The organism is Sphingopyxis sp., from assembly GCF_965279725.1.
Lineage (GTDB): Bacteria > Pseudomonadota > Alphaproteobacteria > Sphingomonadales > Sphingomonadaceae > Sphingopyxis.
The window spans coordinates 159125-171894 of the sequence record NZ_CBDIIL010000002.1; the positions used below are offsets into that span (position 1 = coordinate 159125).

Annotated in this window: 12 protein-coding genes and 1 pseudogene; 6 read left to right on the plus strand and 7 right to left on the minus strand. The window is 62.3% G+C overall.

What is annotated here, in order from left to right; translation table 11 throughout:
• Positions 1–13: 13 nt before the first annotated feature.
• The gene (locus ACQY6T_RS05125) at positions 14–1189 is read left to right on the plus strand and encodes a serine hydrolase domain-containing protein (protein WP_428629197.1); all 1176 of its coding nucleotides are present in this window, start codon (positions 14–16) and stop codon (positions 1187–1189) included.
• A 99-nt stretch (positions 1190–1288) separates the two neighbouring features.
• On the opposite strand, the gene ACQY6T_RS05130 is transcribed toward ACQY6T_RS05125, so the two are convergent.
• The 3 genes from ACQY6T_RS05130 to purF all read right to left on the minus strand — a co-directional run bounded on the left by ACQY6T_RS05130 (position 1289) and on the right by purF (position 3933).
• Positions 1289–1675, minus strand: a complete 387-nt coding sequence (locus ACQY6T_RS05130) for a hypothetical protein (RefSeq protein WP_428629199.1) — start codon at positions 1673–1675, stop codon at positions 1289–1291.
• A gap of 61 nt (positions 1676–1736) precedes the next feature.
• Entirely contained in the window at positions 1737–2471 is a 735-nt protein-coding gene (locus tag ACQY6T_RS05135) for an SDR family NAD(P)-dependent oxidoreductase (protein ID WP_428629202.1), read from the minus strand.
• 4 nt (positions 2472–2475) lie between these two features.
• Positions 2476–3933, minus strand: a complete 1458-nt coding sequence (gene purF, locus ACQY6T_RS05140) for an amidophosphoribosyltransferase (RefSeq protein WP_428629203.1) — start codon at positions 3931–3933, stop codon at positions 2476–2478.
• 142 nt (positions 3934–4075) lie between these two features.
• Here purF and hisI point away from each other — a divergent pair, with 142 nt between their 5' ends.
• From hisI to ACQY6T_RS05165, 5 genes are all read left to right on the plus strand, one after another.
• The gene (gene hisI, locus ACQY6T_RS05145) at positions 4076–4456 is read left to right on the plus strand and encodes a phosphoribosyl-AMP cyclohydrolase (protein WP_428629206.1); all 381 of its coding nucleotides are present in this window, start codon (positions 4076–4078) and stop codon (positions 4454–4456) included.
• Complete coding sequence (locus ACQY6T_RS05150) at positions 4443–4982, plus strand: hypothetical protein (RefSeq protein WP_428629209.1); 540 nt, start codon at positions 4443–4445, stop codon at positions 4980–4982. The genes hisI and ACQY6T_RS05150 overlap by 14 nt, the downstream gene beginning before the upstream one ends.
• 66 nt (positions 4983–5048) lie before the next feature.
• Positions 5049–5480, plus strand: a complete 432-nt coding sequence (locus tag ACQY6T_RS05155) for a MerR family transcriptional regulator (protein ID WP_428629211.1) — start codon at positions 5049–5051, stop codon at positions 5478–5480.
• Positions 5481–5533: 53 nt separating this feature from the next.
• The gene (locus tag ACQY6T_RS05160) at positions 5534–7336 is read left to right on the plus strand and encodes an acyl-CoA dehydrogenase C-terminal domain-containing protein (protein WP_428629212.1); all 1803 of its coding nucleotides are present in this window, start codon (positions 5534–5536) and stop codon (positions 7334–7336) included.
• Positions 7337–7381: 45 nt separating this feature from the next.
• Positions 7382–8893, plus strand: a complete 1512-nt coding sequence (locus ACQY6T_RS05165; protein WP_428629215.1) for a phospholipase D-like domain-containing protein — start codon at positions 7382–7384, stop codon at positions 8891–8893.
• Positions 8894–8901: 8 nt separating this feature from the next.
• Here ACQY6T_RS05165 and ACQY6T_RS05170 read toward each other — a convergent pair whose 3' ends face one another.
• The 4 genes and pseudogenes from ACQY6T_RS05170 to ACQY6T_RS05185 all read right to left on the minus strand — a co-directional run bounded on the left by ACQY6T_RS05170 (position 8902) and on the right by ACQY6T_RS05185 (position 12707).
• Complete coding sequence (locus ACQY6T_RS05170; RefSeq protein WP_428629218.1) at positions 8902–9753, minus strand: HpcH/HpaI aldolase/citrate lyase family protein; 852 nt, start codon at positions 9751–9753, stop codon at positions 8902–8904.
• An 86-nt stretch (positions 9754–9839) separates the two neighbouring features.
• Positions 9840–10288: pseudogene (locus ACQY6T_RS05175) on the minus strand (MaoC family dehydratase).
• 131 nt (positions 10289–10419) lie between these two features.
• The gene (locus tag ACQY6T_RS05180) at positions 10420–12264 is read right to left on the minus strand and encodes an acetyl/propionyl/methylcrotonyl-CoA carboxylase subunit alpha (RefSeq protein ID WP_428629221.1); all 1845 of its coding nucleotides are present in this window, start codon (positions 12262–12264) and stop codon (positions 10420–10422) included.
• Positions 12261–12707 (minus strand): endonuclease domain-containing protein, encoded by a 447-nt coding sequence (locus ACQY6T_RS05185; RefSeq protein ID WP_428629223.1) that lies wholly within the window; start codon positions 12705–12707, stop codon positions 12261–12263. Before ACQY6T_RS05185 ends, ACQY6T_RS05180 begins: the two co-directional genes overlap by 4 nt.
• Positions 12708–12770 lie beyond the last annotated feature (63 nt).

The window sequence follows — 12770 nt, forward strand, 5'->3', positions numbered from 1 at the left end:
GGAGAGGAAGTCTATGCGACGATATTTGGCGGCGGTGCTCGTGTGCGCCGCAGCAGCGGGGTGCAATGCATCCGATGCCACCCAAACCACTGACACGCTGCCAAAGGATATGAATGTGCTGTTCTGGACTCAGGATCAACGCGACGCGGCGTTTCGCACGATGGAAACCGTGCCCAAGGTGGTGGTCAACACGGTCGAAGCGGGCGATGCCGTCTATCCGCTGCCGCAGGGGCAGCCGATCGACCTTGGTAGCGAAGTGGACGCCTATATGGCGAAGCAGCGCAACGCGGGCCTCATCATCGTCCAGGACGGCAAGATTCGCCTTGAAAAATATGCGCTCGGTTATGGCGCAGCGGGTCGCTGGACCAGCTTTTCGGTAGCCAAAAGCTTTACCGCGACGCTCGTCGGCGCTGCGGTCAAGGACGGCTTTATCAAGAGCCTGGACGACAAGGTCACCATCTATATCCCCGGGCTGAAGGGTTCCGCCTACGATGATGTCAGCGTCCGGCAGTTGCTGACGATGACTTCCGGGGTCAAATGGAACGAGGATTATACCGATCCCAAATCGGATGTGGCGCAGTTCAACATGCAGAAACCCGTCGCCGGCGAAGACATTACCGTCAGTTATATGAAGACCCTGCCGCGCGAAGCGCCTGCGGGATCGAAGTGGGTTTATAAGACTGGCGAGACCAATTTGATCGGCGTGCTGGTATCCAGCGCCACTGGCAAAACGCTGTCGCAATATCTGTCCGAAAAGGTCTGGCAGCCGTTCGGCATGAAGCAGGACGCGGTTTGGATGCTCGGCGCTACAGGTCACGAGATCAGTGGTTGTTGCATGTCGGCCAGCCTCAAGGATTATGCGAGGTTCGGTCAGTTCATCCTGAATGGGGGCGTCGCAGGCGGGAAGAAGGTATTGCCTGACGACTGGCTGCCCGCCGCAACGACGAAACAGGCGAGCATCGACCTGCCCGGGCGCGGCTATGGCTATCAGTGGTGGACGAACGACGACGGCAGCTTTGCGGCGCAGGGCATTTTTGGCCAGGGGATCTTCATCGATCCGAAGCGCAAGCTGGTGATCGCGTCCAACGGCAACTGGCCGACGGCGACCGACCCCGAGGGTGTCGGCGCGGCGCGCGAAGCGTTTTACAAGAGCGTGCAGACGGCGGTGGATAAGGAAGCGGCGAAGTAAGTACCGTCGCCCCCGCAAAGGCGGGGGTCACTGGAGGTTTGCGCAGCGATGCAAGAAAAGGCCGCTAGCGACCCCCGCCTGGGCGGGGACGACGGCCATTTAGTCGGCGATGATCGCCGTCGCGCGCTGGGCTAGCCAAACCGCGGCGAGCGGCACTGCGACGCCAAGCACCATGATCCACCAAGTGTCGGCGAGTGTCACAGCGCGATAGAGCGCGGCGCCGATCACCGACCCTGCCACTATCCAGCCAGCACCGGTTCCTGCCGATATCCGCATCGCGAGCCAGCCGCCTGCGAAGGTGCCGACGAACCAGCCGACAATCAACGCGATCGTCGACCCGATTGGAATCAAGATTTCGCCGGTGTCGAGATCAAATTCGGCGGGAGAGATTTCGCTACCGGCATATTGCGCCAGCCAGATCAACCCGAATGCTACGACGATACCGATCACCGTCGCGATCGCCGATCGCAAAATATCCTTGGTCATTCCAGCGCCCTTGCAAACCCGTCTTGTCTGGCTGCCTTAGTGCAGGAAAACAAAGATGGCGTTAAGCCTTTTCCATGACCTTGGGCAAAGCGTGGAAGGCGGTGCTGTCGAAGCCGTCGACCATCAGCCTGGCGACAAACTCGCCGACTGCCGCAGGCTCCTTGATGCTCTTTGCGTCTTCGCCGGGATAGGCGCGGGCGCGCATCTGGGTGCGGGTGCCGCCCGGATCGAGGATCGCGGTGCGGACGGTCGAAATATTGCGCATCTCGGCGCCGTAGCTGGTTACCAGCGTTTCGAACGCCGCTTTTGATGCGGCATAGGCTCCCCAATAGGCGCGGGGTTCGCGGGCGACGCCGCTCGACAAGGCGAGCAGGCGGCCGTTCGCGGCGCGGCGGAGCAACGGGTCGAAATTAGCAATCAGCGCCTGCTGTGCGATCAGGTTGAGCGTCAGCAGCTTGTTGAATTCCTTGCCGTCGATCGCCGCCACGGGTGTCAACGTCCCGAGCATCGCGGCGTTGAGCACGATCATGTCGAGTTGCTGCCAGCGTTCGGCCATCGCGCTGGCGAGCCGCGCAATGCTGTCGCCGTCGGTCAGGTCTAGCGGGGCGATCGTCGCGCCGCCGCCTGCAGCGTGGATACGGTCTTCGAGCGCTTCGAGTCCGCCCGCGGTGCGCGCGGTGATCACGACATGCGCGCCGCGCGCCGCTAATGCCTCGGCAATCGCTTCGCCGATGCCACGGCTCGCCCCGGTGACGAGCGCAACCTGGCCCGCCAGTTCTTCAGTCTTGATAGTCATGGTGTCAGACAACCCGTTCGGCAAGCAGCGAAAATTGATCCTCCAGACCATGCTCATCGAAATCGGTGAGCGTGGTCGGATAATCGCCGGTAAAGCAGGCGTCGCAATATTGCGGCGCATCGTCGCTGCGCTTCGCTTCGCCCAGCGCACGATAGAGACCGTCGATCGTCACGAAAGACAGACTGTCCGCATTGATGAAATTTGCCATCTGACCGACGGTCATCTGCGCGGCGAGCAGCTTGGCGCGTTCGGGGGTATCGACGCCGTAAAAGCAGCTGTGCTGCGTCGGCGGGCTGGCGATGCGCATATGCACTTCGGCGGCGCCGGCATCGCGCATCATCTGCACGATCTTCAGGCTGGTGGTGCCGCGCACAATCGAATCGTCGATCAGCACGACCCGTTTGCCCGCGATCAGGGCGCGGTTGGCGTTGTGCTTCAGCTTGACGCCCAGATGGCGAACCTTGTCGCCCGGCTGGATGAAGGTGCGGCCGACATAATGCGAGCGGATGATCCCGAGTTCGAACGGGATGCCCGATTCCTGCGCGTAACCGATCGCAGCGGGCGTACCCGAATCGGGGACGGGGATGATCAGGTCGGCGTCGACCGGATTTTCGCGTGCCAGCTCGGCACCGATGGCCTTGCGCACCGAATAGACGCTGGTGCCGTCGACGATCGAATCGGGGCGCGAGAAATAGACATATTCGAAGATGCAGGGGCGCGCCGACTGCGCGGCGAAGGGGCGATGCGAGGTCAGCTGGCCATCGCGGATGATGACAAGCTCGCCGGGTTCGACCGAACGGACAAACTCAGCGCCGACGACGTCAAGAGCGACGGTTTCCGACGCCAGAATATGCGCATCGCCGAGCTTGCCGATCACGAGCGGGCGGATGCCGAGCGGATCACGGCAACCGATCATGCCTTCGGCGGTCAGGCAGATGAGCGAATAGGCGCCCTCGACCTGCTTCAGCGCGTCGATGAAACGGTCGATCAGCGATCGATAGCTAGACGTTGCGACGAGGTGAATGATGACCTCGGTATCGCTGGTCGATTGAAAGATCGAACCGCGGCGGACGAGCACCTTCTTAAGCGCCGTCGCGTTGGAAATATTGCCGTTATGCGCCACCGCAAAGCCGCCGGTGGAAAGATCGGCGAACAGCGGCTGGACGTTGCGCAGCGCAGTCTCGCCGGTCGTCGAATAGCGGACATGGCCGACCGACGACCCGCCCTGCAACTGGCGCATGATCTCGTCGCGATCGAAATTGCCCGCGACATGGCCCATCGCGCGGTGGGTATGGAATTCCTTGCCGTCGAAGGCGGTGATGCCTGCGGCTTCCTGTCCCCGGTGCTGCAGGGCGTGCAGGCCGAGCGCGACAACCGCCGCGGCGCTGTCGGCGCCATGAATACCAAAGACGCCGCACTCCTCGCGGAGTTTGTCGTCGTCAAAAGGGTTTGTGGTGAGCATGATGGTCCAGCAGCGAGGGCAGTGACTGGCGCGCATATAGGGTCGGTAATCGCAAATGTCGCCCCCCATATTCACGATATTGTCATCCAGCACACGAACGACGGGATGACAGGGGTCCGGCTTCTGCTCTAAAGTGCGCGTCATGGAAGATCAGCGCGACACGACCGACCGATTTCTCCCGCGTTTCGACGCCGCCGGATTGGTGACGGCCATCGTCACCGATGCCGACACCGGCGTGCTGCTGATGGTCGCGCATATGAACGCCGAAGCGATCGAACGGACCCAGGCTACCGGGCAGGCGCATTTCTGGTCGCGCTCGCGGTCGGCGCTGTGGCGCAAGGGCGAGACCTCGGGCAACGGGTTGGCGCTGGTCGAAATGCGCGTCGATTGCGATCAGGACGCGCTGCTGCTGTGTGTAACGCCCGCCGGGCCCGCGTGCCACACCGGGCGCCGAACCTGCTTCTATCGCCGCGTTGAGATCGACGGCCGTCTGACCTTTCTGGCCGACGATGCGCAGGGCTAGCGCGGCGCTGGCGCTCGCGGCGTTGCTGTTCGCCGGATGCGACCGACCGGCTACCGTCGAAAACGGACAGGGGGTGGACGCCGACAATCCGCTCGAACAGGCGGCGCGCGAACGCGGTGTTGTGCGGCCCGACGCGACGACGCCGGTCGGCGTATTCGAACGCACCCACGATCTGGGCCGCGACGCGATGTGTGTCGTCCCCGATGGCGCCGGGCAGTGGCGTTTTGCCGTCACCGCCGCTTATGGTCCCGGACTTTCATGCACTGCGCGCGGGACGATGACGCGCGAGGACAGCGGCTGGCGGCTGCGTTTCGCAGGTGTCGAGGATTGCGAAGCGCGGGTGGACGAGCATGAGGACGAGCTGCGTCTGCCCGGAAACCTGCCGTCGCAATGCGATCGCCTGTGCCCCGCCCGGGCTTCGCTGTCGGGTTTGCGCCTGCCGCGCGCCAGTTGGTCGGCCGACGATGCGCGACGCTTGCAGATCCGCGATCGACAGGGCAACATGCAACAGCCCTGCGGGGTCTGACTGGCCCGAATATAGGCTGATTTGCCGGTATTGACGTTCACGTCAACGGAAACTAGTTTCATCGACATGACCGAACCATATGGCCACGCCCATATCGATACGCCCGATCATCTGGGGCGCGAGCAATTCAGCATCACCGACTTGTCGACCGAGTTCGGCGTCACCGCGCGTGCGCTGCGTTTCTATGAAGATGAAGGGCTGATCAGCCCGTCGCGCAAGGGGCTGTCGCGTATCTATTCAAAACGCGACCGCGCGCGACTGGCGTGGATTCTGCGCGCGAAGAGGACGGGCTTCAGCCTTGCCGATATTCGCGAGATGATCGACCTTTACGACGTGGGCGACGGGCGCAAGACGCAGCGCCAAGTCACGATCGAGAAATGTGAACAGCGTATCGGCTTGTTGCGGCGTCAGCGCGACGATATTGATAGCGCTGTCGAAGAATTGTCGCGGTTCATCGATATGGTGAAGAAAGTCGACGCCGGCCAAAAGGTCGGTTGAGCCTCTCCCCAGGCAAGTTGACATTGCGAAACTGATTTTCAGAAGGATACCCCATGCCCGTCTATCGCGCTCCCGTGCAAGACAGCCTTTTCCTCCTCAACGACGTGTTGGGGATCGAGCGCTATGCGAACCTGCCCGGTTTTGCCAATGCGAGCCCGGACATGGTCGAGGCGGTGCTGACCGAGGCCGGCAAATTTTGTGAAGAAGTGCTGTTCCCGATCAACCAGTCGGGTGATCTGGAAGGTTGTACCCGTAACGAGGACGGCAGCGTCACGACGCCAGCCGGTTTCAAGGAAGCGTATAAGGCCTATTGCGATGCCGGCTGGACCTTGCTGACCCAGCCCGAAGAATTCGGCGGGCAGGCGTTGCCCCATGTCGTCGGTTTCCCGGTCGAGGAATATCGGATGGCCGCGAACCAGGCCTTCGCCATGTATCCGGGGCTGACCCAAGCCGCGGTCGCGGCGATTCTCGTCAAGGGCTCGGACGAGCAAAAAGCGCTCTATGCGCCCAAGATGATTTCGGGCGAATGGGGCGGGACGATGAACCTGACTGAGCCGCATTGCGGCACCGATCTGGGCCTCATCCGCACCCGCGCGGTGCCGAACGGCGATGGCAGCTATGGAATCACCGGTACCAAGATTTTCATTTCGTCGGGCGAGCATGACCTCACCGACAACATCATTCACCTCGTTCTCGCGAAGACTCCCGATGCGCCCGACAGCGTCAAGGGTATCTCCCTCTTCATCGTGCCGAAATATCTGGTGAACGAAGACCGGTCGCTCGGCGATCACAACACGCTGCAATGCGGCTCGATCGAACACAAGATGGGCATCCACGCCAATTCGACCTGCGTGATGAATTATGATGGCGCCAAGGGCTGGATGGTCGGCGAGGAGAACAAAGGACTTGCCGCGATGTTCGTGATGATGAACGCCGCGCGTCTCGGCGTTGGTATCCAGGGATTGGGGCAGGCCGACATCGCGTTCCAGAACGCGGTCGCCTACGCCCAGGACCGCCGCCAGGGCCGCGCGCTGACCGGCCCCGCCGATCCGCAGGAAAAGGCCGACCCGCTGTTCGTTCATCCCGATGTGCGTCGCATGTTGATGGACGCCAAGGCGACCGTCGAGGGGCTGCGCGCGCTGTGTCTGTGGGGCGCCTTGCAGGTCGATCTGGCCCACGTCGCCGAAACCGAAGAAGAACGTCAGCGCGCCGACGATCTGGTCAGCCTGCTCACTCCCGTGATCAAAGGCTATGGCACCGACAAGGGGTATGACGTCGCGACCAACGCGCAGCAGGTGTTCGGCGGTCATGGCTACATCGAGGAAACGGGCATGTCGCAATATGTCCGCGATGCCCGCATCACGATGATCTATGAAGGCGCGAACGGCGTTCAGGCGATGGATCTGGTCGGCCGCAAGCTCGCGCAGAATGGCGGCCGCGCCGTCCAGGCTTTCTTTGGCATCATCGACGAAGAATGCGCGCGCGCCAAAAGCAATGAGGCGCTGGCGGATTTCGCCGGTCGCCTCGAAAAGGCGAATGGAGAACTCAAGGCCGCGACGATGTGGTTCATGCAGAACGGTATAGCGAACCCGAACAATATCGGCGCCGGCGCGCATCATTATATGCACATCATGGGCATCGTTGCGCTGGGTTCGATGTGGCTGATGATGGCCGAGGCGGCAGGGAAGGCGCTCGACGAAGAGCGCGGCAACAAGGCGTTCCTCGAAGCCAAGCTGGTCACCGCGCGTCATTTCGGCGAGCGTTTTCTACCCGATGCGGGCTCACTGCGCCGCAAGATCGAAGCGGGCAGCGAGGCGATGATGGCGCTGACGCCCGAGCAATTTTACGCAGCTTGATCTTGCCTTGTGCAACCATCGTCGCCGCCCTAGGTGTCGGCGGCGATGAGTAAGCCCGCAAGCAAAAGCAATTCGGTCCCGATCGTCGTCGAAGGGCGCAATTGCTGGCGGATCGAGCGTGCCGACAAGGCACGGATGATCGTCGATGCTGCTGATTACTATAAGCTGCTCGAACAGTTGATGGCGGATGCCAAGCAGCGCATCCTCCTCATCGGCTGGGATTTCGATCCGCGCATTGCGCTGACCCCTGACAAAACGGGCAAGGGCGAACCGCTGGGCGATTATCTGCTCCGCCTCGCGAAAGAGAAGCCCGATCGCGACATCGATATTCTGCGCTGGAACTTCGGTGGGTTGAAGCATTTTTTTGTCCCGTCGATCGTCGGCATGGTCCTTCGCTGGAAAATGACGAAATCGATCAGCTTCCGTCTCGATAGCGCGCATCCGGTGGGATGCAGTCACCATCAAAAGGTAGCGGTTTTCGACGATCATCTGGCGGTTTGTGGGGGCATCGACGTCAGTTCGGCGCGATGGGATACCCGCGATCATGTTGACGATGATCCGCGGCGCACCGGTCCCAGTGGCAAACGCTATATGCCATGGCATGATTCTACGATGATCCTGTCGGGTCCGATCGGGGCGGCGCTGGCCGATCTTGGCAACGAACGTTGGCAGCGCGCGACACATAAGCCGCTGCGCGATCTGAGCGGTACAGGCGAGAATTGGCCCGACGATCTTGCCGCTGATTTCACCAATGTCGATGTGGCTGTTTCGCGCACCAGCGCGGCTTATGATGGCCGGGCCGAAGTGCGCGAGAATGAGCAATTATATCTCGACATGATCGCCGCGGCGCAGCGTTTCATTTATTTCGAAAACCAATATTTCACGAGCGGCGCCATTGCTGCGGCGATTGCGGCTCGGCTCGAAGAGGACGACCCGCCTGAATTCGTGATGGTGATGCCGATCACCGCCGATGGTTGGCTCGAACAAATGGCGATGGACGCGGCGCGGGTGCAATTGGTCCGTAGCATCGCGAAATCCCGGCACGGCGATCGTCTGAAGGTGTATGTGCCGCACACGAAAGGCGGCGCACCAATCTATGTGCACGCCAAAACCGCGATCGTCGACGACCGGCTGCTGCGCATCGGATCGTCGAACCTGAACAATCGCTCGATGGGACTCGATAGCGAATGCGACGTCACCATCGACGCCGCGCTTCCGGCCAATAAAGGCGTCGAGCCGACCATCGCCCGCCTTCGTGAATCGTTGATCGCCGAGCATCTGGACGTGGCCGACGCCGACGTCGCGGCGACGTTCGAACAGACGGGATCGTTGATCGGCACGATCGAGGCGCTACGCGGTGACGGGCGTTCTCTCGAACTGCTCGATCTGGTTGCCCCCGGACCGCTCGATGAATTCATTGCCGAAAATGAAGTGCTCGACCCGACAAGCCCCGATGCAATGTTCGAAGGCTTTGCCGAGCGCGGCTTGAAGAAAAGTTGGCATCGCGGGCGCGACTGGATGAAACGCCACCGGCCGTTTCGGCGCAACGTCGGCTGACGATCAAGTCAGTCCGCCAGCGACAGTATGTGCTTCGCCTGTTTCAGATGCGGCGCATCGACCATCTTGCCATCGACCTGAAGCACCCCGACGCCCGGATTGGCGGCGAACGCATCGACGATCGCCTGCGCGCGCGCCGTTTCTTCGGCGCTGGGCGTGAAGGCGGCGTTGATCGGTTCGACCTGCGAGGGATGGATCGCCATCATCCCGGTAAAGCCGTCACGTCGGGCGCGGGCGGCGTAGGCGGCAAGGCCAGCCTCATCCTTGATCGCCGGAAATACCGTGTCGATCGCGGCGACGCCCGCTGCATGCGCAGCGAATAGCGTTAGCGCGCGGGCGACGTCATAGGGCGCGGTATAGCTGCCATCGGCTTCGCGGCTGGTGGTAGCGCCAATGGCGGCGGGTAAGTCTTCGGCGCCCCATGTCAGTCCAAGCAGGCGGTCTTTCGCCTCGCGGTAGCTGCCAAGGGTGAAGATTGCCGCGGCAGTTTCGGTAGCGATCGGCAGAATGGGAGGCAGCGACGCTTCGGCGGCGCCTTCGCTGCGCAGAATCAGGTCGAGCTGCGCGATACTCGGCGCGCCTTCCGCCTTGGGCAACATGATCGCGTCGGGCTGCGCGGCGATGATCGCGGCGATATCGGCGGCGGTCAGGTGGCCGTCGAGCGGATTGACCCGCACCAGCGTGACCACTTCGCGTGTTCCCCCCAGATAATCGGCGATCGCATGGCGCGCCATATCCTTGTTCGCCAGCGACACCGAATCCTCGAGGTCGAGGATGATCGCATCGGCGCCCGACGCGGCTGCCTTGGCAAAGCGTTCGGGCCGGTCGCCGGGGACGAAAAGGAGGGAACGTAGTCTCATAGGTTCAACTATGCCGGTCGTGTCGAGCGAAGTCGAGACACGGAAGGGGCAAACGGTTCTCGACTTCGCTCGAACCGAACGCGGATTTATGGTTTTCGTTGAACCAGCGTCGAACGCTCGCACTGGCAGACAAGTTCATCGCGCTGGTTGATACAGCGGTGGAGGAGGTGACGATCCCGGCATTGGGCCGCGATTTCGATTCTTTCAGCCCGATGACCTCGCTCGTCGCGCGCAGCGTGTCGCCGATAAACACCGGCTTCGGCATCACCAGCTTGTCATAGCCGAGGTTGGCGACAAGCGTCCCCAACGTCGTGTCGCCGACCGACAGCCCGACCATCAGGCTGAAGGTGAAGGTGCCGTTGACGAGGATCTGGCCGAACTCCGACGCCTTCGCCGCTTCGACGTCGAGGTGCAGCGGCTGCGGATTATGCGTCATCACCGTGAACAGCAGATTGTCGGTCTCGGTCACGGTACGGCGGATTTCGTGGGTCAGCGTGTCGCCGATGGTCCATTCATCGAAATATTTGCCAGCCATCTCTCAACTCCGAAATATGTCGTGCTGAACTTGTTTCAGCATCCATCGCCTGTTCTCTCGTCTGGCGCTGAGTCTATTTTGACGCTGGGCCATAGACCCTGAAACAAGTTCAGGGTGACGAAGAATAGGGACTATTCGCTCGCCGCCTCAATCCGCACCAGCAGCGCCTCAACCTGCACCTGCGCGCCCGGTTTCGCATTAAGCTCGGCCACGACGCCGTCGAACGGCGCGGTCAGGCTATGCTCCATCTTCATGGCTTCAAGGGTGAGCAGTTTCTGGCCCTTGGTCACCTTGTCCCCGGCCGCGACCTCGACCGCGATGACCTTGCCGGGCATCGGCGAGAGGATCGCGCCGTCGCCGGCGGCGGCGCCCGCGCTGGCATTGGCGCGCCACGGCGCGAGTTGCCAGACCGAACCACCCTCAGCGACGAGCATCGCCGGCGCCGGCTGTTCGGCACCCGGGCCATGCAGTTCGACCTCGATGCGCTTGCCGTCGAGCAGGAAGGACGCCGACCGAACATCGGGCGCATTGAGGCGGAAGCCCGATTGCAGCGAGCGCGGCATCATTGCCATCGCGGCATTGGTCAGGGCTTGCTCCGACGGCACAGGTTCGGCGGTCATTGCGTCACCGTCGCGGCCGATCAGGCCGGTATCGACGGTGCCCGCGATGAAATCGGGATGGTCGAGCGCATTGATCAAGAAAGCCGAATTGGTCTTCACCGGCCAGATCGCGCAGTCCTCGAGCATCTCCGACAATGTCAGCCGTGCTTCCTCGCGATCCTCGCCATAGGCGATGACTTTGGCGATCATGGGATCGTAGAAAGGCGAGACCTCGGCGCCTTCATAGACGCCGGTGTCGATGCGCCCGCCATCCGCCTCGGACAGCTGAAACAGTTCGAGCGTGCCGATCGAGGGCAGGAAGCCCTTCGCCGGATCCTCGGCATATAACCGCGCCTCCATCGCCCAGCCGTCGATGCTGAGCTCACCCTGCCGCAGCGGCAACGGCTCACCGCTAGCCACGCGCAACTGCCATTCGACCAGATCGACTCCGGTAATCTCCTCGGTCACCGGATGCTCAACCTGCAAGCGCGTGTTCATTTCCATGAACCAGATGCGATCGGCGCGCAGGCCTTCGCTGGCGTCGGCGATGAATTCGATCGTTCCGGCGCCGACATAGTCGACCGCCTGCGCCGCGCGCACCGCGGCGGCGCACAGCGCCTCGCGGGTGATCTCGTCCATGCCGGGGGCCGGGGCTTCCTCGATCACCTTCTGGTGGCGGCGTTGCAGTGAGCAGTCGCGCTCGAAAAGGTGGACGACATTGCCGTGGGTGTCGCCGAACACCTGCACCTCGATATGGCGCGGGGTCAGGATATATTTCTCGATCAGCACATGGTCGTTGCCGAACGACGCCGCGGCCTCGCGCTGGCACGAGGCGAGCGCGTCGATGAAATCCGCGGGGTCATCGACCTTGCGCATGCCTTTGCCGCCGCCGCCCGCGACCGCCTTGATCAGGACGGGGTAGCCGATCTCGGCGGCTTGTTCGGCGAGGAAAGCGGGATCCTGATTTTCACCCATATAGCCAGGGGTCACCGGCACTCCGGCTTCGGCCATCAATTTCTTGGCGGCGTCTTTCACACCCATCGCGGTGATCGACGAGGGGTCGGGGCCGACCCATATCAACCCGGCGTCGATCACCGCCTGCGCCAACGCGGCATTCTCCGACAGGAAGCCGTAACCCGGATGGATCGCCTCGGCGCCGGTCGCCTTCGCGGCAGCAATGATCTTTTCGCCAACCAGATAGGATTCGCGCGCCGGCGACGGCCCGATATGCACCGCCTCGTCGGCCTGCCGCACATGCAGCGCCTTGGCATCGGCGTCCGAATAGACCGCAACGGTGCGAATGCCCATCTCGCGCGCGGTACGAATGATGCGACAAGCGATTTCGCCGCGATTGGCGATGAGGAGGGAGGTGATCATGGACGATCCTCCCCGGCACGGGGAGGGGGACCATCCGCAGGATGGTGGAGGGGTACAGGCGTATTGCCTTTACGCTGCGCGATCTTCACCGCTCGCTCCGTACAAATCTCGACAATTCGTGTCACCACTGCCTCCAAGTCATTCAAAACCGCAGTCGCGGGAACTCGCAGCACCGCTACATGCTGCGAACGTAAAAATTCGGTTCGCGCTGCATCGCTCTTCTTTGCGACCGCGCCGTCATGTGTTTGCCCATCGACCTCAATCGCCAGCCGAACGGCGGCGCAGTAGAAGTCGAGGACATAAATGCCCGCCGGATGTTGCCGGCGATATTTGAAGCCGCCTGGCCTGTGCCGCAACGCACGCCAGAGTATCGTCTCGGGCAAACTCATCTCGCTACGCAGTTTGCGTGCGCGTTTGAGCGTGTCGCGCGGGCCGGTGATCACCGAGGGTGCCCCTCCACCATGCTTCGCATGGTCCCCCTCCCCGTGCCGGGGAGGACCGAGAGA

Bases quoted from the DNA above. Each gene is read 5' to 3' on its own strand.
- ACQY6T_RS05125 (WP_428629197.1), top strand. From the start codon at position 14: ATGCGACGATATTTGGCGGCGGTGCTCGTGTGCGCCGCAGCAGCGGGG.
- ACQY6T_RS05130 (WP_428629199.1), bottom strand. From the start codon at position 1,675: ATGACCAAGGATATTTTGCGATCGGCGATCGCGACGGTGATCGGTATC.
- ACQY6T_RS05135 (WP_428629202.1), bottom strand. From the start codon at position 2,471: ATGACTATCAAGACTGAAGAACTGGCGGGCCAGGTTGCGCTCGTCACC.
- purF (WP_428629203.1), bottom strand. From the start codon at position 3,933: ATGCTCACCACAAACCCTTTTGACGACGACAAACTCCGCGAGGAGTGC.
- hisI (WP_428629206.1), top strand. From the start codon at position 4,076: ATGGAAGATCAGCGCGACACGACCGACCGATTTCTCCCGCGTTTCGAC.
- ACQY6T_RS05150 (WP_428629209.1), top strand. From the start codon at position 4,443: ATGCGCAGGGCTAGCGCGGCGCTGGCGCTCGCGGCGTTGCTGTTCGCC.
- ACQY6T_RS05155 (WP_428629211.1), top strand. From the start codon at position 5,049: ATGACCGAACCATATGGCCACGCCCATATCGATACGCCCGATCATCTG.
- ACQY6T_RS05160 (WP_428629212.1), top strand. From the start codon at position 5,534: ATGCCCGTCTATCGCGCTCCCGTGCAAGACAGCCTTTTCCTCCTCAAC.
- ACQY6T_RS05165 (WP_428629215.1), top strand. From the start codon at position 7,382: ATGAGTAAGCCCGCAAGCAAAAGCAATTCGGTCCCGATCGTCGTCGAA.
- ACQY6T_RS05170 (WP_428629218.1), bottom strand. From the start codon at position 9,753: ATGAGACTACGTTCCCTCCTTTTCGTCCCCGGCGACCGGCCCGAACGC.
- ACQY6T_RS05180 (WP_428629221.1), bottom strand. From the start codon at position 12,264: ATGATCACCTCCCTCCTCATCGCCAATCGCGGCGAAATCGCTTGTCGC.